Below are 24,228 nucleotides of genomic sequence, written 5' to 3'. Positions count from 1 at the left end.
AGCTAGCTAGTATAAAAATTTATATACTAAATCTAGCTTTTTTTGAAAGGATTTTTATGGATTTTTTTTGAAAATATTTTGTATTTTATTATAGCCATGCTTGCTATGAAGTATTTTAATCTTGCTATAAATAAAGCAGAAGATACAAAGACTACACCAAAAGTGCGAAATATAAGTAGAGCAATAGTAATAATTGTATCTTTAATAGCTATAGTATCTCTTTCTATTTATAGTATTTTAGCAACAGAAGTTGGACTAACTAGAAGAGTAATAGCAGGAATGGTTACATTTGCTATGCTAATTTATTTTATATATTTAATAAGAAAATACATAAAAACAAAATAATAAAAAAGCGAGAAGTTTTTTAGATTTCTCGCTTTTTTTTTATTATTCAATTTCTTCAATTTCTACTAAGTCAAACATTTCCAAGATTTGATCATGGGTTGGTAGATCTAAGACTCTTGCTGTTGCTGAGGCAGCTGCTATTGCAAGCTTATAAGATTCTACCGGGTCATTATTCTTTACCATATTTCCAAGGAAACCTGCAATCATTGAATCGCGACAAGCTACAGTATTTATAATCTCTCTACCATCATCTATTTCGTTTGAAGCATAGACCTTATCTTCTGTAAAGAGCATAGAACCTTGAGCACCATAAGAAATTATAACATTCTTAGCACCCATTTCTCTTAACTTTTTGCCATAAGGGATATAGTCATATTTATCATTTATTTCTACATTAAATATTTTAGATATATCTTCGCCATTTGGTTTTATTAATAAAGGCTTTTCCTTAACCATATTTAATAGATATTGACTAGGAACATCGGCTACAAAATCAGCTTTGTTACCACGGGCTACAGATAATAGCCTGTCATATATATCCTCATCCATATTTTCTTCCATAGGAGGTACAGATCCACCAAATATTATAGTGTCTCCTTCACGGACTCTTGAAAGATAGTAGAGTAATTCGTCAATTTCTTCTGCACTTATTTTAGGTCCAGGGAAGTTGATCATTGTTTCTCTATTATTTTCAAAAATTTTAATGTTTGTCCTATTTACACCTTTCATTTCTACAAAGTCTGTAGTGATATCTTCATCTTGAAGCCATTTTTTTATAAATTGACCTTGAAATCCTCCTACAAAACCTGTAGCTACTGTTGGAATTCTAAGAGCAGCTAGTACTCTTGAGACATTTATAGCCTTTCCGCCTGGCAATGTTCTTTCGTTTTGGATTCTATTGCGTTCACCTAAAACTAGATTATCAAGTTCTGTAAATAAATCTAATGAAGGATTTAGTGTTACTGTATAAATCATAATTACTCCTTATAATTTAAGTTTTCTAACGCATTCGATTATTTCTTCCATGTGCATACCATGTGAGCCTTTTACAAAGACTAGAGTTGATTTGCAAATAAGTTGCTTTAACTTATCACAAGCATCTGCTTTACTATCAAAATGGAAAATTCTTGATTTAGGGAAATTTTTCAAAGCTCCTTGATACATGTACTTTGATAGAGGACCATAGAATAAACAATAGTGGATTTGGCTAGGGTCTATGTTCTTTCCTATGTTATAATGAAGCTTATCTTCATCATCACCAAGTTCTAACATATCTCCAAGAACTACGATTTTATTTGTATACCCACCTAGCATATAACAAGTATTTAGTCCTGTTAAAAGAGCTTGAGGATTGGATTTGTATGAGTCATCTAGGATATCAAAGCCATCTAATTCTAAAATAGTAGATCTATTAGAGCTAGCGCTTACTTTTTTTAGACCATTTTTGATTTGATTTTCATTTAGATTTAAAAGTTCTCCTACCATAGCAGAAAAACCACCATTGTAAATTTGATGGTCGCCTAAAAGTGGTATTGTATAAACTTCATCCTCATGTTTAAATTGTACCCCGTTAGTATTGGTTTCTAATCTTTTTATTATATAATCTGCATTTTGATCTTGACCAAAAGTCATTACATTTTGTTCTAGATCATAAGTTGGAACTATTTTTTTTAGAACTGGGTCGTCTATATTATAAATAAAGATGCCGTCTTTACTTAATCCTTCAGCTATTTCCATCTTAGCCTTAGCTATACCTTCGCGAGTTTTTAAATTGTGTAAATGACTATCTCCTATATTTAAAATCACAGCTATATTAGGTTGAGCAATACTAGTGGTTAGAGATATATCACCAAAGTTATCGGTGCCCAATTCTATTACTCCTATTTCAGTGTCTTCATTAAGGTTTAGTATTGTCTTGGGAACTCCTATTTGATTATTTAGGTTACCTAAAGTTTTTTGGACTTTATATTTTTCACTTAAAACAGATGTTAAAAGATCTTTAGTTGTAGTTTTTCCGTTAGATCCAGTAATACCTATTATCTTTATATCAAGCTCTTTACGATAAGCTTTAGCTAAATCTCTAAGAGCATCTTCAGTATTTGTTACTTTTATATAAGGAATATTAATATTTTTTTTAATTTCATAATCTTCATTAATTATAAAAGCAGCTGCTCCCTTATCTTCACATTCTTTTATAAAAATTCTGCCATCAAATACCTCACCTACAAGAGGTATATATAGATTATTTTTACTAATGGTTCTAGAATCTGTAGATACACCTTCAATAATTAAATCTTTATAAATATCATCAGAAAGCTTGCCGCCTATCATATTAGCAATTTGACCTAGACTTCTTTTAATCATTTAAATCTCCTAAAACCATCTTCTATTAATTTATCAAGTACGTATCCAAAGGATTTGTTATACATCAACATAGCAAGTCTTGCAAAAAATGATGATGGTGTAAATCCTGGGAAAGTGTTAATTTCATTTACAAAAAATTTGTGTTCATTAGTATAGAATATATCTACACGAGCAAAGCCAGAACATCCAGCAGCTTTGTAGCACTCCTTAGCAAATTCCATGGCTTCTTTTTGGTAGACTTTTTCCATATTAAAAGGAATTTCTTCTATAGTTTCCTTATCAAAATATTTTGCATCATAGTCTAAAAATCTATGATTTGTAATATAGGCTGCAGGCATAGAAGCATCTAGACTATTTCCATCTCCTATTATTGCAATTTCTATTTCTTGACCATCTATTAGTTCTTCAACTAAGACCTTTTTATCAAACTCAAAAGCTTCTTTAACAGCACTTTTTAATTGTTCTTTATCTTCAACTTTACTTACACCAACAGATGAACCATTAGCGGAGGGCTTTACTATCAAAGGTAGACCTATTTCATCTATACATTTATTTACAAAATCATCATTAAAATCATCTTTATATGTATAGAGATATTTTGCTTGAGAAATCTTATTTTTTTCAAAAATATCATTTGTAGTTACTTTATCCATACAAATAGCAGAAGATAAAAGACCATTACCTAAATAAGGGTAGCCGATACAGTCTAGAAAACCTTGTATAGTACCGTCTTCTCCATAAGTTCCATGAATAGCAGGGATAATTATCGTATTATCTGGATTGTAATCTTTTATTTCATTTAAGAAATTCGCTATAGACTTAGCTTTATTAGAAATTGTTTCTTTTACTAAGCTAAATTCGTCACTTGAATCAATATAATCAAATGACTTTGAAAATACACCATTTTTATCTATATATACTATCTTAGTATTATATTTTTCTTTACTTAAATTTTTACTGATGTTTAGGGCACTCCTTAGTGATATATCATGCTCACTAGAAGGTCCACCACAGAGTAGATAAACATTTATCATACATTACTCACTTTCATCTTAATATATAAAATTTTACTACATATAAAAAAAGTGGGCAAATATAAAGGTATAAAGAATATTTTTGGGTTAATTTGTAACAAATTAGTTACTTGTATTTTGGAGAAAATACGTAATTATTTATATTGCTTACCCGATTTTTATAAAAAATAATTAAAAAAATTGAAAATTTCTTATTTGATTTCAAGATGAAATTTATCAAAATTTCTAATAAATCTTTATATTTCAAAGTTTAGATCGAAAAACAGCAAATAAAATAAAATTGTAAATATACATAATTTAGACACAATTACGCCCTATAATATATCTTGTACAAACGATCTGTTAATATTTTGTAACCTTTGTTACAATCGAAACTAAAAGGTCAAATTTAAAACTAAAAGTAAAAGTCGATAGACTATGAAAGGATATAAACATAATGAAGAATTTAAGAAAATATGCTCTTGCAGCAGCACTAGTAGTACCATCAGTTTTTGGCTTAGGGGCTAAAAATTCTGAGGCAGCAAAAATATCAATTGATAAAGACTTAGCTTCTGGAGTAAATGTAAGAACGGAAGCAGCTTTAGGCGATAATGTAATTGGACTTATCAATGATAGTGATAATACATATGATATCATTAATGAAGAAGGTGATTGGTTAAAAATCAACTTCAATGGTAAGGATGCTTATGTAGTTGGTAAATGGTTCCACATACTTGATGAAACAAAGCTTGTATCAGATGCAAACTTCAGAGATGGAGATAACATTGATTCAAATGTAATTGAAGTATTAAAAGCAGGAACAAATGTTGAAGTTATTGATTTAGCTAATAATGGATATGTAAAAGTAAAAGTAAATGGAAAAGAAGGTTATGTATACAACAATCTCTTAGATTCATTTAGAAAAGCTAGAGAAGAAAAACAAGCAGCACAAAAAGCTAATAAACAAATCCAAGCTTCTAATAACCAACAAGCTCAACAATCAAATACACAAACATACCAAAGAACACAAACATATAAACAACCTCAACAACAAAGACAACAAGTTCAACAAACACAAGCTCAACCATCATCTCAAGGTTCATCAAGCTGGGCTAAAGAATGGATAGCACAAAGAGAATCAGGTGGTTCTTATACAGCTTACAATGCAGCAGGTGGATATTATGGTAGATATCAACTTAACCCATCTTTAGTAAGATATGGTGCAAGTCCTGCAGAACAAGAAGCAGCAGCTGATAACTATGTAGCTCAAAGATATGGTTCATGGGAAAGAGCTCAACAATTCTGGGCAGCTAATGGTTGGTATTAATAATTAAATATAATAAATATTTTAAAAAACTCCAAGGGTGATCCTTGGAGTTTTTTGTAAAAAAAATTATTTAAAGTAGGGTTTTTAATAATAGATAAGACTGAGAGGTTTATATGAAAGCGAAGATAATAAGAGTTCTACTTGGATTTTTAATATATATTATAGTATTTTCCAGTATTCCCTATATGAAACAAAAAAATGTATCGGATAGGTTTAAAGAAAAATTTGATATAAATAAGTTTTATGGAAAAGACAATTCTTCTGTCTATGCTCAGATAATTAGGGATAATGATGAAGCCAGAGTTGAAAAAATAAGAACTATAGAAAATGCTAAAGAAAAAATTATTCTATCTAACTATAGGTTTCTAATAGATAGTACAGGAGAAGATTTTATGGCTAGCTTAATTGAGGCAGCTAGTAGAGGAGTGAAAATTGATATAATTTTAGATGGCAATACTCTTTTTATGAACTTAGGTAAAAATAATTATTATTTAGCATTAGATAGTTTTCCAAATGTTCATATAAAAATATATAATCCTATGAATCCTTTAAAACCATGGTCGCTCATGGGTAGAATGCATGATAAATATATGATCGTTGATGATAAGATAGCCTTTGTTGGTGGTAGAAATATAGCTGATAGATTTATGCAAACTAAGGGAAAATATACATACGACTGGGATGTTTTAGTTTATTATGATAAAAGAAGTAGAGCGGATGCTATAGATCAACTAAAAGATTATTTTTATGATATATACAACAATGGTCATAGAAATAAAGATATTAAAGATGCAGCAATATTTGCAAATAACAGAAAGAACAAAGAAATCATAAAAAAACTTGAAAATACTTATGAAAGTGATAAGGTTAAAAATCCTGATAATTATACGCATAGGGATTATAAAAAGAGTCTTACAAAAGTAAAAAGTGTAAACTTAATTGCAAACCCTATAAATGTTTATAGCAAGGAGCCTGAAGCTTTTTATCAAATTATAGAATTAATGAAAAATGCTAATGAATCAGTGGATATTCATACTCCGTATTTTATTGGAAATGACCTTATGTATAGTTCATTAGAAGAGATAGCGGCTAATGTGCCTACAACTTTATTTACTAATTCTCCATCTAGCGGTGTTAATACAGTAGGAGTTGGAGATTATATAATCCATGAAAAGAAACTTAGAAATTTAGGTGTAAATATTTTAGAAAATGAAAAAGAATCTTCTTATCATGGCAAGGCATTTACTATAGATGATAATATATCCGCAATAGGAAGTTTTAATTGGGATATGAGATCAGCCTATGTAGATACTGAGATAATGCTTGTTATAAATGGGGAAGATTTCTCTAGAGAAGTCAAAAATGAATTTAATTACTATGAAAAAGATGCTAGTATGCTTTTAGAAAATGGTGATAGAACTAATTTATCTGGTAAGAAAATAAAGAAAGCAAACTTTATAAAAAAGTTGATAGCTGTTCTATTTGTAATCCTATTTTATCCGTTTAGATTTCTGTTTTAAGCCATTTATCATAAGTTTCCTAGGATTTTACATAGACTTTACAAAACAATGATATAATCCTAATATAATTAAAAATATGTAAAACAATCTTAGGGGGAATAATGGATAAATCTAAAGGTATAGAGAATAAGTTAGGGAAACTTGCTGATGAGAATAAGATTCAAGGTCTTTTCTTAGATGAAGAAAGCATTGTTTCAATTATATTAGATTTAGAAACTATTGAATACAAAGGAGTATATCTTAAGTATAGTGATGATGGAACTGTTGTAGAAATAAACACAGCTATATCTAGCCTTAAGGTTAATGATAATGGTCAGATTCACAGAGGAAAATTAGATGATATAGTTAGAGCTAGTATAGATAAAGCGGCTATAAGCAAATTTAATATAAATAAACTTGATGAAGATTACTTTAAGGAAGTAGAAGAATCTTTAGATGAGAAAATCATTAAGCTAAATTATATAAAGACTGAAAAAATTTATTATGAGGTAGAAGAAGCCTTAAAAGAGATAGATGAAAGTGATTATGACTATGATTTAATAAAAGAAAAATTAAAAAAATTTGATATAAAAGAAAAATCTAACCACTATATTTTAGAAAGATATATGGGAATAAACAAGATTAAGTATAACACTTCTAAGAGCAAGCTTACTATTAAAAATAATTATGACTTTAAAGAAAAAATTAATCTAAATGATGATATTGATGGTTTTGATGAAACTAGGTTTATAGAAGCTATAAAAGAGATAAAACATAAAAGGGAATACCACGAGGCTAGACTTGAGCTTGATGATGGTATCGATGAAGCTTATCCATCTTACGCTACAGGTACAGGATTAATTGATAAAGAACTAGATTTAGATAACGATTAATATTTGCATGTTGCTTTTTGGTTATAATAGTAAAGTCATGAAAAAGAAAAGAGGTAATATATGAGTGAAAATCCAATAGTTACATTTGAAATGGAAAATGGAGATATAATTAAGGCGGAATTATACCCTGAAATAGCTCCGAATACAGTAAAAAATTTTATATCATTAATTAATCAAAAATTTTATGATGGTTTAATTTTTCATAGAGTTATAAAAGGATTTATGATCCAAGGAGGAGACCCAGAAGGTACAGGTATGGGTGGTCCTGGTTATGGAATCAAAGGAGAGTTTAGTTCAAATGGCTTCAAAAACGACTTAGCTCATGAAGCTGGAGTTTTATCTATGGCAAGATCTATGATGCCAAATTCAGCAGGAAGTCAATTTTTTATAATGCATAAGGATAGCCCTCACTTAGATGGGGATTATGCTGCTTTTGGTAAAGTAATTGAAGGTATGAATGTGGTTGATAAAATTGCAGAAACAAAAACCGATAGATCAGATAGACCAAAAGAAGAACAAAAGATAAAAACCGTAACAGTAGATACTTTTGGACAAACTTATCCAGAGCCTGAAAAAATGTAAACTTAAATAAAAAATGTGCAGTAAGTTTTTTTCTGCACATTTTTTATTATAGATCTTTTATAAGTTTTCGATAATACAACAACCTTTAAATATTATCATAGTCTTTAAGAAGTTTTTCTAAAACCTTGATTCTTTCTCTAATCCTTGCACCTTCATCAGTATCCTTCATAAGCATCCTTGGGTGGAGGACTTCTATTTCTCTTATATTGGGTCTATAAGAACTTACCTCATCTGTTATTGATTCGTAATTTGTATGCTCTGCTAGAGATACAGCATGAGAATTAAATACTAGTGTATAGCCTGCAATACCTGTTTTATCTTGGTAAGGCTTTGAGATTCCCCCATCTATTACATATAGTTTTCCCTTAGCCTTTACTGGGGTATCTCCTTTTTTGGTTTTCACAGGTACATGTCCATTTACAATTCTTCGTCTTTTGCTTGTAACATTAAATTCATCTAGAATCATGTCAACAGTTTCTTCATTGTTTGATAGTTTAAAATAAGAGTTATATTTTTCTTCCTTTAGTTTCTTATCTTCTATAAATATATTCTCAAAGTATGAAAACTGAGATTTGCCAAATATTGGCGAGTTTTTACTATTAAATAGGTACCACATAACATCTATAGCATACGGGTCATGTTTGTAATAAGCATCTCTTGCTATAGCATCAAATTTATCCATCAATGATTTTCCAGAAAATTTGCCGCCATCTATTTCTACTTCTGTAAATGATCCATTTTCATTTAAAGGTATACAACCATGAAATAATAGTGAACCATTTTCTACTTTATACATAGCCCCATTTTCATATAAGAAATTTATGTGTTTATTGATTTTTACACCACGGTTAAAGTCTAATTGTAGAGCATTGATTACAGTTTTTTCGTCTGCTGTAAGTTTTAATGGATTTTTAGGATCTACTGTAGGGAAATTTGTATCTTTTAATGGTTCGCCCTTATAGGTCATATCGTCAAAGTTTATAATTTTTAGGAAGTTCCTATCATCCATATTAAATTCTTTGTTGCGTTCTATAAGTTGTCCATCTAATTTGTATCTAATGATGCTAATAGCTTTAAACATCTTTGCTGCAGTTTCTGAATTAATATTATCATATATATTTTTGTCAAAAACTCTAGGAGTAAATAAAGTAGCTGGATCGTCTGCATACGTTTTTATGGCGAATTCATAAAGAGGTCTAAGGTTGATTCCATAACCATCTTCTAACATGTCTATATTATTATATTGGATAGCGTTAGCAAGGCAGGCAGCGGTAAGAGCCTTATTACCAGAAACAGCTCCCATCCATTCTATATCGTGATTGCCCCATTGAATATCGACATTTGGAAAGTTTAATAACTCATCCATTATTATTTGAGGAGAAGGACCTCTATCATATATATCGCCAACTACGTGAAGCTTATCAACACTAATTCTTTGGATTAGCTTTGAGATTAAAATAATAAAATCTGGTGCTGCTCCATATTTTACAATATTTTCTACTAGCTTATCATAATAAATTTTTTTATTATATTCTGAATCATTGGTATATAATAATTCATCAACTATATCAGTATAGCAGTCTTTGAATTTTTCTCTTACATAACTCTTAGCATATTTGGTAGATACAAATCTAAATAGACTTATGAGCCTATGTATGGTTGTATTTAAGTAATCATCAGTTAGTTCGCCATTGATTTCCATTTCGTGGAGAACTTCTTTTGGATTATAGACCAATTCTGCAATCTCATCTTGTTCCTCTTTTAATAATGTATCCCCAAAATGCATAGAAGTTTTTTCTCTTATATTTCCAGAAGCAGATTTAAGTAATTGTAAGAATGCACTAGCTTCTCCATGAACGTCAGAGAAGAAATACTCAGTTCCTTTTGGTAAGTAAAGTTTTGAGTTTAGTGTAATAAGTTCGTTTCTGATATTTGTCTTTGTACTATAATGTTCTTTTAGCAACTTGTAATAATTTTCTTCCATAGGACTCCTCATTTCATTTTGGCATTAGCCTAGTAACAAATATTAATTTTCTTTATCTTTTTGTGAATTTTCAGTAGAATTTTTGTTTGTTTTGATTTCTTCTGTATTATCACTAATGTTATTATTATTCCCACTTTCGAAAACTACCTTAGTATCTTTTGGGATATTTGATTCTTTGGCTTGCTTTTCGGAAATAGACTTTTTATTTTTGATTGATTCTTCTTCAGATTTCTGACTTAAAGGGATAGGTATTACTTTTACTTTATTGTTTTTATTATCTGTAGTTCTTTTTATATGTTCTGTTTGATCTTTATTATTTATATATATTTGGGGATTTTCATCAAACTCTATATAGTTTTTATTATTAACAGTTTTGTTTTCTATTATTGTATTATCATCAATAGCATATATTCCTTTGGTTCTTGCTATAAGCCCTAAAAGAGAGTTTATAACTAAAATTCCATTTAAGACAAATAGTACATATATAGCATTAGTTGTTAAATTTCTAAATGTCACATAGAAAAATATAGTTATTGATAGGAACAAAAGAGCAAATACAAAGTTTGATAAGTGATATTCACCAGTATTAGCTGCCTTAAAAATATGTCTTGTTATAACAAAGTTAACTATAAATAGTAGTATAAACCCTAAAATTATTATTGGCTTTACTAAGGCTAAAGATATACCGGTAAATCCTAATAAATCTAGAAAGGCAATTAATAAATTTACATCTACTAATGCAGTAAATACTACGCCTAGTAAAAATAATATGGTCATAATTGACCTAAAAATTCCTGTTATTATACTAAAAAATTTTATTGTATCTTTCATACTTCCTCCATTTGTTTTATTATAACATAAATGACTTTGTTTAGGGATTAGTTATAAAATTATGGTATAATTAAAATTTAACTCGTAAATATAGCAATTATTCGTATAGTAAAAGTAAAGTGAGGTAATTTATGAATTTTTATGAAGTTTTAGAAAAACGTGTTTCTACAAGAAATTTTACAGATCAAAAAATAAGCAAAGAGGATGTAAAGGTATTATTGGATGCTGCTTATAAAGCTCCTATAGCTCATGGTCTATATGATGAGTGCAGAATAACAGTTATCAGAGACAAATCATTGATAGAGGAAATAAGTAAAGAGTATAAAGAAACTTTTAATAAGGATCATGATTCTTTATATGGAGCACCTTTATTTATAATTTTTTCTTCAAGTAAAGATAGTGATGCAAAATATGCAGATGCAGGATGTGTATTAGAAAATATATCTCTTGCTGCAACAAGCTTAAATCTTGGATCTTGTTATATTAGAGGACTTATAGAAAATCTTGGTAAAGATGCTAAATACATAGATAAATTAAATTTAGATGACGGTTTTTATCCTGTAAATGGAATAATAATTGGACATAGCAAAGTAGAATTAAAGGGCAAAGAACATAAGATCAATACAAATTTTATATAGGTATTTATTTTAAGTTGACAAATACCTATTATAGGTAGTATAATTAAGCATTGCTAGAAATCTAATTATAGAGATTTTTATTCGTTTTTGAGGCTAAGATATATGTGTATTTTTAGCCTTTTGTTTTTAAAGATAAGGAGTTTTGATTAATGGCCCAATATCACAATGAGATGTTTGGAAGAACTGAGAGAGTGAGTTTTTCTAAATTCCCTCAAGTCTTAGATTTACCTAATTTGCTAAAAGTTCAAAAAGATTCATATAAATGGTTCTTAGAAGAAGGACTAGGAGAAATTTTAGAGGATATTTCACCTATAGAAGATTACAATGGAAATTTGATTCTGGAATTTGTTGGATATGAATTTGATGATGAAACTAAATATTCTATTCAAGAAGCTAAATATAAAGATGCAACTTATTCAAGAGACCTTAAAGTTAAGGCTAGACTTATAAATAAGGAAACTGAAGAAGTTAAAGAACAAGAAGTATTTATGGGAGACTTCCCAATGATGACTGATTCTGCTACTTTTGTTATAAATGGTGCAGAAAGAGTTATAGTAAGCCAGCTTGTTCGTTCTCCAGGTGTTTACTATTCTGAAGAAACTGATAAGTCAGGAGATAATCTTTATTCTTCAACTGTTATACCAAATAGAGGTGCTTGGATAGAGTTTGATACTGATGCTAGTCATACAGTAAATGTTCGTCTAGATAGAACTCGTAAATTACCAGCAACAACTTTAGTACGTGCACTTTTATTTCAAACAGATGAAGAAATAATAAATGCACTTGGTGATACAAAACACCTTAGAACAACATTAGAAAAAGAAAATTCTGAAACAAGTGAAGAAGCTTTAATTGAAATTTACAAAAAATTAAAACCAGGAGACCCTGCAAGTTTAGAATCTTCACAAAATCTTATCAATAATCTATTATTTGATGATAGAAGATATGATTTAGCTAAGGTTGGTAGGTATAAGTACAATATCAAACTTGCACTCTGGCCTAGGATTGAGGGTAGAGTTGCTGCAAATGATGTAATTGATGGAGAAACTGGAGAGCTTTTCGTTAAAGAAGGCGAAACTATAAATCGCGAAACTGCTATTGATATCGAAAATGCAGGTATAAACACAATTGATATTGTAAAATTAAATAATGATGGAGAAAATCAAACTCTAAGAATAGTTGGTAATCACTTTGTAGATATAACTTCTTTCGAAGAATTAGAGGATGTTTCCTATGATATAGATGAATTCTCAGAAAAAGTTTACTATCCTGTCATGAGAGAAATCTTAGATGAATATGACAATCCAGATGACATTTTAAGTGCTATGAATAGAAGAAAGAAAGAACTTTCTCCAAAAAATATTACAAAGAGCGATATTCTAGCTGTAGTAAACTATCAATTCAACTTATTTGAAGGAGTTGGTGAAGTAGATGATATCGACCATCTTGGTAACAGACGTGTAAGAGGAGTTGGTGAACTATTACAAAATCAATTTAGGGTTGGACTTGCAAGGATGGAGAGAGTAGTTCGTGAGAGAATGACTACCCAAGATCCAGATCTTGCCACACCACAAGGTCTTATCAATATTAAACCAGTTACAGCTGTTATAAAAGAATTCTTTGGTTCATCACAATTATCACAATTTATGGATCAAACAAATCCTATGAGTGAACTTACTCACAAGAGAAGATTATCAGCTCTTGGACCAGGTGGTTTATCAAGAGACCGTGCAGGAGTAGAAGTGCGTGACGTTCACGATTCTCACTATGGTAGAATATGCCCAATAGAGACTCCAGAAGGACCAAACATTGGTCTTATCACTTCACTTACAACTTATGCTAGAATCAATAAATATGGATTTATTGAAACTCCATATAGAATCGTAAAAGAAGGTGGAGTTGTAACAGATGAGATTGATTATCTAACTGCTGATGAAGAAGATAATTATATAATAGCTCAAGCCAATGAACCTTTAGATGGAGAAGATAGATTTGTAAATGATAGAGTTTCAGGACGTGGTTTTAATGGTGAAAATGATATTTATCCAAGAGAAAGTATCCAATACATGGACGTATCTCCTCAACAAATAGTATCTGTTGGAGCATCATTAATACCGTTCTTAGAAAACGATGATAGTACTCGTGCTCTAATGGGTGCAAACATGCAACGTCAGGCAGTGCCACTTTTAAAATCTGAAGCTCCAATTATTGCTACAGGTATAGAGCATAGAGCTGCAAAAGATTCAGGTGTTTGTGTAGTATCACGCAATGCTGGTGAAGTAGTTTATGTTGGTGATGAAAGAATCAAAGTAAAAAGAGACGAAGATGGGGAGATTGACTCTTATGAATTACTTAAATTTAAAAGAGCTAACCAAGGAACTACAATTAACCAAAGACCAATTGTAAAATTAGGAGATAAAGTAGAAGTTAATGAAATATTAGCTGATGGTCCATCTACACAAAATGGAGAACTTGCCCTAGGTAAAAATATCCTAATAGCCTTTACAACTTGGGAAGGATACAACTTCGAAGATGCTATGCTTCTTAATGAAGAGCTAGTAATAGATGATGTCCTAACATCAGTTCACATAGAAGAACACGAATGTGAAGCTCGTGAAACAAAACTTGGTGCTGAAGAAATTACCAAAGATATACCAAATGTTGGTGATGATATGAAGAAAAATCTTGATGAAAACGGGGTTATAAGAATCGGTGCTGAAGTAAAATCAGGAGATATACTAGTTGGTAAAGTTTCACCAAAAGGAGAAACAGAACTATCACCAGAAGAAAGATTACTTCGTGCAATCTTTGGAGAAAAAGCACGTGAAGTAAGAGATACATCATTAAAAGTACCTCATGGTGAACAAGGTATAGTTGTAGATGTCAAGGAATACAATAAAAAAGACGGAGATGAATTATCTCCAGGTGTAAATAAAGTTATAAGAGTATATGTAGCAACCAAAAGAAAGATTATGGTTGGAGATAAGATGTGTGGTCGCCATGGTAACAAGGGTGTCGTTTCACGTATACTACCAAGAGAAGATATGCCATTTTTACCAGATGGTACACCAGTTCAAATTTGTCTTAACCCACTAGGTATTCCAAGCCGAATGAATCTTGGACAAGTACTTGAAGTACACATGGGTCTTGCAGCTAGAACTATGGGTTGGAAAGTAGCTACACCAGTATTTGATGGTGCAATGGATACAGAAATCGAAGATGCACTTGAAGAAGCAGCAAAGACTGCACCATATGTTAATAAAACTGGTAAAATCGAGCTACGTGATGGTAGAACAGGAGAATCATTCGAAAATCCTGTAACGGTTGGTGTAATGTATATGCTAAAACTTCACCATATGGTAGAAGAAAAAATCCATGCTAGATCTATAGGACCATATTCATTAGTAACTCAACAGCCACTAGGTGGTAAAGCGCAATTTGGTGGACAAAGATTTGGAGAAATGGAAGTATGGGCCTTAGAAGCATACGGAGCAAGCCATACCTTACAAGAAATTCTAACAGTAAAATCAGATGATGTTACAGGTAGGGTAAAAACTTACGAATCTATTGTTAAGGGAGAAAATATTCCTGAACCAGGAACACCAGAATCATTTAAGGTACTTGTAAAAGAATTACAATCACTTGCCTTAGATGTAGAGTTACTTGATAATAATGGAGAAGTAATCGAGCTTAAAGAAAATATTGATGAACAAGATAGATTCAGTCAAGTAGACAAAATAGATGCATCAAAAATTAAATCCCAAACAAGATCACTTACTCAAAATAAAGTAACAGAAGAAGTTAAAGATGAAGAAAATGTTGAGTCAAGTGATGACATATTAATAGAAAAAGAATTTGAAAGTCTTTATAAAGAAGATGATAATTCAGGATTTAGCATTGAAGAAATAGAATAGGGAGATTTATGAGCGAATTAACACAATTTGATGGGATGAGGATGAAAATCGCATCCCCTGAAAAGATCAGATCATGGTCCCATGGAGAAGTAAAAAAACCTGAGACTATAAACTACAGAACTCTAAAACCAGAAAAAGATGGTCTATTTTGCGAAAAAATCTTTGGACCTACTAAGGACTACGAATGTTCTTGTGGTAAGTATAAGAGAATCAGATATAAAGGCGTAGTTTGTGAAAAGTGTGGTGTAGAAGTCACTAAATCAAAGGTACGTCGTGAGAGAATGGGCCATATTGAATTAGCAGCTCCTGTAAGTCATATATGGTATTTTAAAGGCATTCCATCAAAAATGGGATTGCTTTTAGATATGAGCCCAAGAATACTTGAAAAAATATTATACTTTGCTTCATATGTAGTAATAAATCCTGGTGAGTCTGGACTTTCAGTCAAACAAGAAATTTCTGAAACAGAATATCAAGAAACTATAGAAAACAACCCAGATGATCAAGAATTTAGAGCAGCAATGGGTGCAGAAGCTGTTAGAGAGCTTCTTTCTAATATAGATTTAGAAAAAGAATACGAAATTCTAATGAAAGAATTAGAAGATTCTACAGGACAAAAGAAAGTTAGAATTTCAAGACGTTTAGAAGTAGTTGATGCCTTTATGACAAGCGGCAATAGGCCAGAATGGATGATTCTTGATGTACTACCAGTTATGCCACCAGAACTTAGACCAATGGTTCAACTTGAGGGTGGTAGATTTGCTACATCTGACCTAAACGACTTATATAGACGTGTTATAAATAGAAATAATAGATTAAAAAGACTTCTAGATATAGGAGCACCAGAAATAATCGTTCGTAACGAAAAGAGAATGCTCCAAGAAGCTGTAGATGCTCTTATAGATAATGGTCGCCGCGGACGAGCTGTAACAGGTGCATCCAATAGAAATATGAAGAGCCTATCAGACTTACTTAAGGGTAAATCTGGACGATTCCGCCAAAACTTACTTGGCAAGCGTGTAGACTACTCAGGTCGTTCAGTAATAGTAGTAGGTCCAGATCTTAAGTTTAACCAATGTGGACTTCCACAAGAAATGGCTCTAGAATTATTTAAACCATTTATAATGAATAAGGTTGTAGATCGTGGTATGGCTCACAATCTTAAGTCTGCGAAAAAAATGGTAGAGAAAAAAGATCCAAGGGTTTACGATGTCCTAGAAGAGGTTATCAAAGATCACCCAGTATTACTTAACCGTGCCCCTACACTTCATAGACTTGGTATACAATCATTTGAACCAGTACTAGTGGAAGGTAAAGCTATTAAGCTACATCCACTTGCTTGTAACGCATTCAATGCTGACTTTGATGGTGACCAAATGGCTATACATTTACCATTATCAAATGAAGCACAAATAGAAGCAAGATTATTAATGATGTCTACAAACAACATCTTAGGTCTAAAAGATGGTAAACCAATTACAACACCTTCACAGGATATGGTACTTGGTGCCTATTACCTAACAACTATCAAAGAAGGTGCCAAGGGCGAGGGGATGGTATTTAACTCAACTAATGAGATGAAAAAAGCCCTACTTACAGGTGATGTAGAATATCAAACACGAGTTAGTGTAAGAGTAAGAAAAAATAGTGAAGATGTAGGTAAGATTGTAGAATCCTCAGTTGGTAGATTTATATATAATGAAGGTATCCCTCAAGATTTAGGCTATGTAAATCGTAAAGATGATCCATATTCACTAGAAATCAATCAAGTAGCAGATTCTGGAGTACTTAAAGATATAGTAGATAGATGCTTTAGAAGACATGGCAATATCAAAACTGCAGAAGTACTTGACTACATCAAACAAACAGGATACAAATACTCAACACTTTCAGGACTTACAGTATCCATGGCAGACGTTAATATTCCAAAAGAAAAATGGAATATAATAGCAGATGCTGATAATGAAGTTGATAAATATGAAAAATTATACAGACGTGGTCTTATAACCGATGATGAAAGATATGAAAAAGTTATAGATATCTGGAGAGAGACTACAGATAAAGTAACAGAAGCACTTCTAACAGATCTACGTGATGATAATAACATCAAAATATTTGCTGATTCTGGTGCCCGTGGTTCAACAAACCAAATCAGACAGCTAGGTGGTATGCGTGGACTTATGAGTCAGGCAGACGGTAAGACTATAGAAATTCCAGTTAAGGCAAACTTCCGTGAGGGGCTTTCTGTACAAGAATACTTTATATCAAGCCACGGATCTCGTAAAGGTCTAACAGATACAGCTTTGCGTACTGCCGATTCAGGTTACTTAACACGTAGAATGGTAGATATATCACAAGACGTTATAGTTACAGAAGATGACTGCCATACTGACGGTTATGTAGAGGCTTACGAATTTAAAGATGGTAATGAATTAGTTGAAAATCTTTATACTCGTATAGTAGGACGTACATCATTTGAAGATATTAAAGATTCTGATGGAGAACTACTTTGCTCAAAAGATCAGTTAATAGATGAAGATACAGCAGAAAAAATTGTTGCAGCTGGAGTTAAGAAAGTAAAATTACGCTCAGTACTAGAATGTAAAGCAGAACATGGAGTTTGTGCAAAATGCTATGGTAGAAATCTTGCTACAGGTAAGCCAGTAAATATTGGTGAAGCAGTTGGAATTATTGCAGCCCAATCTATAGGTGAACCAGGTACACAGCTTACAATGAGAACTTTCCACTCAGGTGGTATAGCAGGTGTAGGAATTACGTCAGGTCTTCCAAGGGTTGAAGAGTTATTTGAAGCCCGTAAGCCAAAGGGACTTGCATATATAGCAGAAAATTCTGGTACTGTAACACTTATCCAAAATGAAAAGAAAACAGATGTTGAGATAGAATCAGAAGATGGATATGTACAAAAATACAACATACCATTTGGATCAAGACTTTTAGTGCACGATGGAGATGTGGTAAAGAAAGGTGATCAATTAACAGAAGGATCACTAGATCCACACGATGTATTAGCAGTACTTGGAAAAGTTGGAGTACAAAACTACATTACTAAAGAAGTACAAAAAGTATACAGAATCCAAGGTGTAGAGATTGACGATAGGCATATAGAAGTAATTGCTCGTCAAATGCTTAAAAAAGTCAAAATCGATGAATCAGGGGATACAGAATTCTTACCAGGAAGCTTACAAGAAAGACGTGAAGTCAACGCTATTAATGAAAAGTTGATAGAAGAAGGCAAGAGACCAGCAGAATATACACAAGAACTATTAGGTATCACAAAAGCATCTCTTGCAACAGATTCATGGTTATCAGCAGCCAGCTTCCAAGAAACAACAAGAGTTCTTACAGATGCTTCTATCAAAGGCAAGGTAGATGACCTAATGGGACTTAAGGAAAATATCATAATTGGTAAACTTATTCCAGCAGGTACAGGTATGAAACGCTACAATGATGTAGAAATAGACTATGAAACAAAAGAATTAGAAGATGCACAAATTGCAATGAATATAGAAGCTATAGAAGAAGCTGAAAATGAAGAACAAATGCAAAAATAATATATATAGCTCGCTAACTAATTAGTTAGTGGGCTTTTTTCTTTACAAAAAGTTGATCCTTAATTTAGGATATTAAGTTTGCTATATCTATCAATATTATATAGAAATAAAAGAATAAGTATATTTGTCTTTAATAGCATATCATAATAAAGTATAATGTGGTATAATAAATTACATATTTTAAATAAAATACATTTTATAAGAGGAGTTGTTATGAAAAAACGAGATAAAGATAAGCAGTTAAGAGAATTTACGCCCTTGGCTGTGATATTAGGTATGCTTATTGCTATAGTATTTGGAGCAGCTAATGCCTACCTAGGTTTACGTGTAGGACTAACTATTTCTGCATCTATACCAGCTGCAGTTATATCTATGGGTATAGTTCGAAAGATATTAAAACGTGATTCCATACTTGAAAATAACATAGTACAAACCATAGGTTCAGCAGGAGAGTCACTAGCAGCAGGTGCTATATTTACTTTACCAGCTGCGTTTTTATGGGAAAGTGAATGGGGAGATAGCCATTATATTTCTTACTTAAATATCTTGCTATTAACTTTGATCGGCGGGGTTTTGGGAGTAATATTTATGATTCCCCTAAGACGTGCACTTATAGTCAAAGAAGATGGTGTTTTACCATATCCTGAAGGAAAAGCTTGTGCAGAAGTTTTAAAGGCTGGAGAAGAGAGTGGTCAAGATTCAAGTGTTGTATTTAAAGGACTAGGCCTTGCATCACTCTACAAATTTTTATCAAATGGACTAAAAATATTTCCTGAAGGAGTGAGTTATGAAATATCAGCTAAAAATTTTGCTGGAACTGCTGTAGGATTTGATGCTCTACCTGCCTTGATGGGAGTTGGATATATAGTTGGGCCTACTATTTCTGCTATAATGCTAGCAGGTGGTGTGCTTGCTTGGTTTGTACTTATGCCACTTCTTCATGCTTTTGGTAGTCCAGAACTTACAAATCTTGCCCCATCAGATTTATGGTCAAACTATATAAGATATATTGGAGCTGGTGCTGTGGCTACAGGTGGTATTATATCTTTGATTAAATCCTTACCTATGATAGTAAAGTCATTTAAGGACTCAATAAATGACTTAAAAAGTAGAGATAGTTCTAGTAATGGAGATAGATTAGATACAGATATATCTTTCAAGATATCAATTATACTAATAATTGTTTCAGTAATATTAATCTTTTTGATGCCATCAACACCTGTAAATATTATTGGAGCTATAATTATAGTTATATTTGGATTTTTCTTTGCTACAGTATCATCAAGAATGGTTGGTATCATAGGATCCTCAAATAACCCAGTTTCAGGAATGTCAATAGCCACCTTATTAATAGCAACACTTATTCTTAAGGCTACAGGTCTTGTTGGCCATGATGGAATGATAGCAGCTATTTCTATAGGAACGATTATATGCGTAATAGCAGCGATAGCAGGAGACTGCTCTCAAGACTTAAAGACAGGTTATATTGTGGGAGCAAGTCCTAAGTACCAACAGATTGGTGAGATTATTGGAGTTCTAACATCATCTTTAGTTATAGGTGGTATACTTTGGATATTAAATACCTCAATAGGTTTTGGTACTAAAGATTTACCAGCTCCGCAAGCTGTACTTATGAAGATGATAGTAGAGGGAGTAATGAGTGGAAACCTTCCTTGGGACTTAGTATTTGTAGGGGCTGCGATTGCAATAATGGTAGAATTATTAGGAATAAGTGTTCTACCTTTTGCAATAGGTCTTTACCTACCACTTAATACTACCTTGGGGATAATGTTTGGTGGAGTTGTTAGACTAATAGTTGATAAGATCAAAGCGGATGATAAAAGTAAAAAGGATGCAGAAACTAATGGTACATTGTACTCTGCAGGACTTATAGCAGGTGAAGGAATAATGGGTATTATCCTTGCTGTATTTGCAATAATACCTTTTAAGGCAAAGACATTTGCAGATGCTATAAATATTTCTGATAGATTTAGCTTACCTCAAGAAGTATCCGTGCTACTATTTATAGGACTTGGTATACTTGTTTATTCAAAAGCAAAATCAGTTATAAAGAAAGATAGAACTAATGGATAATCTAGATAGGATCCCTTATAAAAATGTGGATTATGAATATGATGAAAAAAACAAGAATTATATAATATTAATGTCACATGAGGGACTTAATCATAAGATCGCTCAAAAGCTTTTTAAAAGACCCAAAATTACTAGAGTTAAAGTTAAAGGTATAGGAAATATAGTTTGGGAATCCATAAATGGTGAAAATAGTATAGAAGATATAGCTAAGATTTTAAAAGAGACATACGGAGAAAAATCCGAGCCCCTATATGAAAGATTACTTATTTACTTAGATAATCTAGAAAAAAATAAATTTATAAAATATTAGAGCATACAAATTAATAAGTGTTATTTAAAATATTATAGTATTAGGAGTTGTTGTAAGATAAATAAATTGTTCCAAAATCATTTGAGTATACTCAAGTGATATAGCAATAATTATTTATTAATTTGTAACAACTCTTTGTTTTTGTAATATTTTATAAAAAGAAGTTTATGAAGCTTTATTATTAGGATGCTGATAAGGTACAACTTGAAAAGTAAACTTAAGATTTCTAACTGATATTAATACTAGAATGAATGTGTTTTAAGCTAAGGAAATCAATTCAATTTCAACAAACTTACAAGAATAGACGTCAGTGTTTGATAAGATGTATGGTATCAATACGGATGATGTCAGTATGATATCTGAAGACTATATACTTCCAAATCTTAAAGATGAATTATTTGCAAATAATAAAGTAAGAAAAGCATTTGATGTCGCTATAGATAGAGGATGATTAAATGAAACAGCTCTATGTGTTCAATCTACACCAGCATATTTCTGGATCCCAGATTCTATATTTACTTCAGATGCTGCGGCTATCGATTCTGGATGGAAATAAGAAGAATATGACAATCTTATAAAAGAAGTATCTATGGGAGGCTTTAACTAATACATATAACTGATGGTTATACTAGTAGATAAGAGAAGATAAAAATCTATAATTTAGTATATTTGCAAATTATGGTATAATAAAATAGCAAAAATTTTGAGGAAAAAATATAAGAAGCGCCAGGACCTTAGGGTTGACGAGGGATGGAGTTATCGAAGGATTCGGCGGATGCTCCAAAGGTATTACAGCCTTAGTAATGTACAAATACTTCTAGTAATAGAAAGACAAAATCATTACAGTAATCCTCACCACAAGGAGGTTTATAATGTGTGGAATTGTTGCTTATAATGGCAAGCAAAATTGCAAAGATAAGTTGATAGCTGGTTTAGAGCAGTTAGAGTATAGGGGATATGACTCAGCAGGGATTGCTCTATTGCAAGGAGGATCTATTGATGTAATAAAAAAAAGTGGTAATATTAAGGGACTTGTTGATAAACTAAAAGATTATTCATATGATTCCTGTACTGGTATAGGGCATACCAGATGGGCGACTCATGGCAAACCATCAGAAGAAAACTCTCATCCTCATGTGAATAATAAAAACGATATTGCTATTGTTCATAATGGAATTATAGAAAATTATCAAGCACTTAAAGAGGATTTAATAAAAGATGGCTATAGCTTCTATTCAGAAACTGATACAGAAGTTGTGGCAAATCTGTTAGATAAATACTATGAAGAAAATCTAACTACTACTGTAAAAAAAGTTATAGAAATTATAGAAGGATCTTTTAGCTTGGCTGTAATTTCTAGCCGTGATCCAGAGTCCTTAGTAGTGGTTCGCAAAGAGAGTCCTCTAATATTAGGTATTACTGATAATGGAGTCTTTGCTGCGTCAGATATACCAGCTATATTAAACTACACAAGAGATGTAATCTACTTAGAAAATGAAGAAGTTGTAACAATAAATAAAGACGGTAAATACAAAATAGAATACAAGGAAGATGAGCTTAGTAAAGAAATCAGTCATGTTGATATGTCTATAGATTCTGCCAGCAAAAATGGTTATGAACATTTTATGATTAAGGAAATTAATGAGCAACCCAAAGTTATTGAAGACTCACTCATTAGAAAAGTTAAGGATGACTTCATAAATCTAGGAGATACATCTTTTAGCAAAGAGGAAATACTAGCTTTTGATAATATATATATTACAGCTTGTGGTACAGCTTTTCATGCAGGAGAGATTGGAAAAAAAGCTTTGGAAAAAGCATTAGGCAAGGCTCTTACAGCAGAAATTGCATCAGAATTTAGATACAATATGGATTTTCTAACTAAGGATAGCTTGTTGATTACAATTAGCCAATCTGGCGAAACTGCAGATACTCTTTCAGTAATGAGAGAAGCAAAGAAACGTGGGACTAAAGTTCTTGCTATAACCAATGTAGTTGGATCAAGTATAGATAGAGAAGCTGATAAAGTTATATATTGTGATGCAGGCCCGGAAATTTCTGTAGCTTCTACAAAAGCCTATACGGCACAATTAATGGCTTTATACCTTTTGGGTCTTGACTTTGGATATAAAGTAGGAACTTATGATATGGAATATGTAAAAGATACTATAAGTGAGTTCAAATCATATCCATCTTTAATCAGAGACTATCTTGATAAAGAGCAAGAAATTGATAAAATTGCGGAAAAATTAAAAGATGCTAAGGCTATTTTCTATATGGGTAGGGGACTTGATTATTTATCTGCCAAAGAAGGAGCTTTAAAATTAAAAGAGATATCTTATATTAATACAGTGGATATGCCAAGCGGTGAACTAAAGCATGGTTCCATTGCCTTAATAGAAGAGGGCGTACCAGTTGTAAATTTGATTACTCAAAGTAAGCTTAGAGAAAAGTCTTTATCAAATATTAAAGAAGTAAAGGCTAGGGGAGCTTACACCATTGGAATTAGTCCAGAGATTAATAAAGAGATAGAGAGGACATATGATGTTTGTCTAAAAATTCCATCAACTGATGATTTATATCAAGCTATTTTTGCGGTAATTCCCCAACAGCTTATAGCATATGAGGTAGCCAAAAAATTAGGGCTAGATATTGATAAACCTAGAAACTTAGCTAAGTCAGTTACAGTAGAATAAATTTAGCTTAGGAAATTTAGTTATTAACTAGATACAATATTTATTTAATTGTTATAAATGGATGCTTGCCTATATTTTATGGCAAACATCTATTTTCTTATTTTATTATATGAGATGGATGGTGTAGTTGTAGAGATTATTTTTAAATGTATGGCTGTATTTTCTA

Annotated in this window: 17 protein-coding genes; 12 read left to right on the top strand and 5 right to left on the bottom strand. The window is 31.6% G+C overall.

Features of this window, described 5'->3' with window-relative positions; all coding sequences use genetic code 11:
* Positions 1 to 78 precede the first annotated feature (78 nt).
* Positions 79 to 345 carry a hypothetical protein gene (locus ABXG81_RS06975; RefSeq protein WP_117522037.1) on the top strand — a complete coding sequence of 89 codons (267 nt, stop codon included), beginning with the start codon at positions 79 to 81 and terminating at the stop codon, positions 343 to 345.
* Between the two features lie 42 nt (positions 346 to 387).
* Here the strand turns inward: ABXG81_RS06975 and ABXG81_RS06970 are convergent, their stop codons facing one another.
* Genes ABXG81_RS06970 through ABXG81_RS06960 form a run of 3 tightly spaced genes read right to left on the bottom strand, consistent with a single transcriptional unit; the run spans position 388 to position 3,743 of the window.
* Positions 388 to 1,320: a 1-phosphofructokinase family hexose kinase gene (locus tag ABXG81_RS06970; RefSeq protein ID WP_316116156.1), complete on the bottom strand. Its 933-nt coding sequence runs from the start codon at positions 1,318 to 1,320 to the stop codon at positions 388 to 390.
* A 9-nt stretch (positions 1,321 to 1,329) separates the two neighbouring features.
* Positions 1,330 to 2,709, bottom strand: coding sequence for a UDP-N-acetylmuramoyl-tripeptide--D-alanyl-D-alanine ligase (gene murF, locus ABXG81_RS06965; RefSeq protein ID WP_117522039.1), 1,380 nt, complete (start codon positions 2,707 to 2,709; stop codon positions 1,330 to 1,332).
* The gene (locus tag ABXG81_RS06960) at positions 2,706 to 3,743 is read right to left on the bottom strand and encodes a D-alanine--D-alanine ligase family protein (protein WP_353528635.1); all 1,038 of its coding nucleotides are present in this window, start codon (positions 3,741 to 3,743) and stop codon (positions 2,706 to 2,708) included. The genes murF and ABXG81_RS06960 overlap by 4 nt, the downstream gene beginning before the upstream one ends.
* A gap of 436 nt (positions 3,744 to 4,179) precedes the next feature.
* Here ABXG81_RS06960 and ABXG81_RS06955 point away from each other — a divergent pair, with 436 nt between their 5' ends.
* The 4 genes from ABXG81_RS06955 to ABXG81_RS06940 all read left to right on the top strand — a co-directional run bounded on the left by ABXG81_RS06955 (position 4,180) and on the right by ABXG81_RS06940 (position 8,023).
* Positions 4,180 to 5,049, top strand: a complete 870-nt coding sequence (locus tag ABXG81_RS06955) for an SH3 domain-containing protein (RefSeq protein ID WP_117522041.1) — start codon at positions 4,180 to 4,182, stop codon at positions 5,047 to 5,049.
* Positions 5,050 to 5,162: 113 nt separating this feature from the next.
* Positions 5,163 to 6,569 carry a phospholipase D-like domain-containing protein gene (locus tag ABXG81_RS06950; RefSeq protein WP_353528634.1) on the top strand — a complete coding sequence of 469 codons (1,407 nt, stop codon included), beginning with the start codon at positions 5,163 to 5,165 and terminating at the stop codon, positions 6,567 to 6,569.
* A 101-nt stretch (positions 6,570 to 6,670) separates the two neighbouring features.
* On the top strand, positions 6,671 to 7,441 hold the full coding sequence (locus ABXG81_RS06945; protein WP_353528632.1) for a hypothetical protein: 771 nt from the start codon (positions 6,671 to 6,673) through the stop codon (positions 7,439 to 7,441).
* Positions 7,442 to 7,501: 60 nt separating this feature from the next.
* The gene (locus ABXG81_RS06940; protein ID WP_117522044.1) at positions 7,502 to 8,023 is read left to right on the top strand and encodes a peptidylprolyl isomerase; all 522 of its coding nucleotides are present in this window, start codon (positions 7,502 to 7,504) and stop codon (positions 8,021 to 8,023) included.
* Positions 8,024 to 8,108: 85 nt separating this feature from the next.
* Here the strand turns inward: ABXG81_RS06940 and ABXG81_RS06935 are convergent, their stop codons facing one another.
* Complete coding sequence (locus tag ABXG81_RS06935) at positions 8,109 to 10,007, bottom strand: fructose-bisphosphatase class III (RefSeq protein WP_117522045.1); 1,899 nt, start codon at positions 10,005 to 10,007, stop codon at positions 8,109 to 8,111.
* Positions 10,008 to 10,049: 42 nt separating this feature from the next.
* Positions 10,050 to 10,838 carry a hypothetical protein gene (locus ABXG81_RS06930; RefSeq protein ID WP_353528631.1) on the bottom strand — a complete coding sequence of 263 codons (789 nt, stop codon included), beginning with the start codon at positions 10,836 to 10,838 and terminating at the stop codon, positions 10,050 to 10,052.
* A gap of 131 nt (positions 10,839 to 10,969) precedes the next feature.
* On the opposite strand from ABXG81_RS06930, the gene ABXG81_RS06925 reads away from it, so the two are divergent.
* From ABXG81_RS06925 to glmS, 7 genes are all read left to right on the top strand, one after another.
* On the top strand, positions 10,970 to 11,476 hold the full coding sequence (locus ABXG81_RS06925; protein ID WP_353528629.1) for a nitroreductase family protein: 507 nt from the start codon (positions 10,970 to 10,972) through the stop codon (positions 11,474 to 11,476).
* A gap of 149 nt (positions 11,477 to 11,625) precedes the next feature.
* On the top strand, positions 11,626 to 15,390 hold the full coding sequence (locus ABXG81_RS06920) for a DNA-directed RNA polymerase subunit beta (protein ID WP_117522048.1): 3,765 nt from the start codon (positions 11,626 to 11,628) through the stop codon (positions 15,388 to 15,390).
* A gap of 8 nt (positions 15,391 to 15,398) precedes the next feature.
* Positions 15,399 to 18,962 (top strand): DNA-directed RNA polymerase subunit beta', encoded by a 3,564-nt coding sequence (gene rpoC, locus ABXG81_RS06915; protein WP_117522049.1) that lies wholly within the window; start codon positions 15,399 to 15,401, stop codon positions 18,960 to 18,962.
* A 213-nt stretch (positions 18,963 to 19,175) separates the two neighbouring features.
* The gene (locus ABXG81_RS06910) at positions 19,176 to 21,056 is read left to right on the top strand and encodes an oligopeptide transporter, OPT family (RefSeq protein WP_288223176.1); all 1,881 of its coding nucleotides are present in this window, start codon (positions 19,176 to 19,178) and stop codon (positions 21,054 to 21,056) included.
* Positions 21,049 to 21,366 carry a PqqD family protein gene (locus ABXG81_RS06905; protein WP_117522051.1) on the top strand — a complete coding sequence of 106 codons (318 nt, stop codon included), beginning with the start codon at positions 21,049 to 21,051 and terminating at the stop codon, positions 21,364 to 21,366. The genes ABXG81_RS06910 and ABXG81_RS06905 overlap by 8 nt, the downstream gene beginning before the upstream one ends.
* 310 nt (positions 21,367 to 21,676) lie before the next feature.
* Complete coding sequence (locus tag ABXG81_RS06900; RefSeq protein WP_288223175.1) at positions 21,677 to 21,817, top strand: hypothetical protein; 141 nt, start codon at positions 21,677 to 21,679, stop codon at positions 21,815 to 21,817.
* A gap of 421 nt (positions 21,818 to 22,238) precedes the next feature.
* On the top strand, positions 22,239 to 24,062 hold the full coding sequence (gene glmS, locus ABXG81_RS06895) for a glutamine--fructose-6-phosphate transaminase (isomerizing) (RefSeq protein ID WP_288223174.1): 1,824 nt from the start codon (positions 22,239 to 22,241) through the stop codon (positions 24,060 to 24,062).
* Positions 24,063 to 24,228 lie beyond the last annotated feature (166 nt).

The organism is Anaerococcus nagyae (genome assembly GCF_040364225.1).
Lineage (GTDB): Bacteria > Bacillota > Clostridia > Tissierellales > Peptoniphilaceae > Anaerococcus > Anaerococcus nagyae.
This window is presented reverse-complemented; position numbering and strand designations above follow the sequence as displayed.

Coding starts and splice junctions, on each gene's coding strand:
- ABXG81_RS06970 (WP_316116156.1), bottom strand. CDS start 1,320: ATGATTTATACAGTAACACTAAATCCTTCATTAGATTTATTTACAGAA.
- murF (WP_117522039.1), bottom strand. CDS start 2,709: ATGATTAAAAGAAGTCTAGGTCAAATTGCTAATATGATAGGCGGCAAG.
- ABXG81_RS06960 (WP_353528635.1), bottom strand. CDS start 3,743: ATGATAAATGTTTATCTACTCTGTGGTGGACCTTCTAGTGAGCATGAT.
- ABXG81_RS06955 (WP_117522041.1), top strand. CDS start 4,180: ATGAAGAATTTAAGAAAATATGCTCTTGCAGCAGCACTAGTAGTACCA.
- ABXG81_RS06950 (WP_353528634.1), top strand. CDS start 5,163: ATGAAAGCGAAGATAATAAGAGTTCTACTTGGATTTTTAATATATATT.
- ABXG81_RS06945 (WP_353528632.1), top strand. CDS start 6,671: ATGGATAAATCTAAAGGTATAGAGAATAAGTTAGGGAAACTTGCTGAT.
- ABXG81_RS06940 (WP_117522044.1), top strand. CDS start 7,502: ATGAGTGAAAATCCAATAGTTACATTTGAAATGGAAAATGGAGATATA.
- ABXG81_RS06935 (WP_117522045.1), bottom strand. CDS start 10,007: ATGGAAGAAAATTATTACAAGTTGCTAAAAGAACATTATAGTACAAAG.
- ABXG81_RS06930 (WP_353528631.1), bottom strand. CDS start 10,838: ATGAAAGATACAATAAAATTTTTTAGTATAATAACAGGAATTTTTAGG.
- ABXG81_RS06925 (WP_353528629.1), top strand. CDS start 10,970: ATGAATTTTTATGAAGTTTTAGAAAAACGTGTTTCTACAAGAAATTTT.
- ABXG81_RS06920 (WP_117522048.1), top strand. CDS start 11,626: ATGGCCCAATATCACAATGAGATGTTTGGAAGAACTGAGAGAGTGAGT.
- rpoC (WP_117522049.1), top strand. CDS start 15,399: ATGAGCGAATTAACACAATTTGATGGGATGAGGATGAAAATCGCATCC.
- ABXG81_RS06910 (WP_288223176.1), top strand. CDS start 19,176: ATGAAAAAACGAGATAAAGATAAGCAGTTAAGAGAATTTACGCCCTTG.
- ABXG81_RS06905 (WP_117522051.1), top strand. CDS start 21,049: ATGGATAATCTAGATAGGATCCCTTATAAAAATGTGGATTATGAATAT.
- glmS (WP_288223174.1), top strand. CDS start 22,239: ATGTGTGGAATTGTTGCTTATAATGGCAAGCAAAATTGCAAAGATAAG.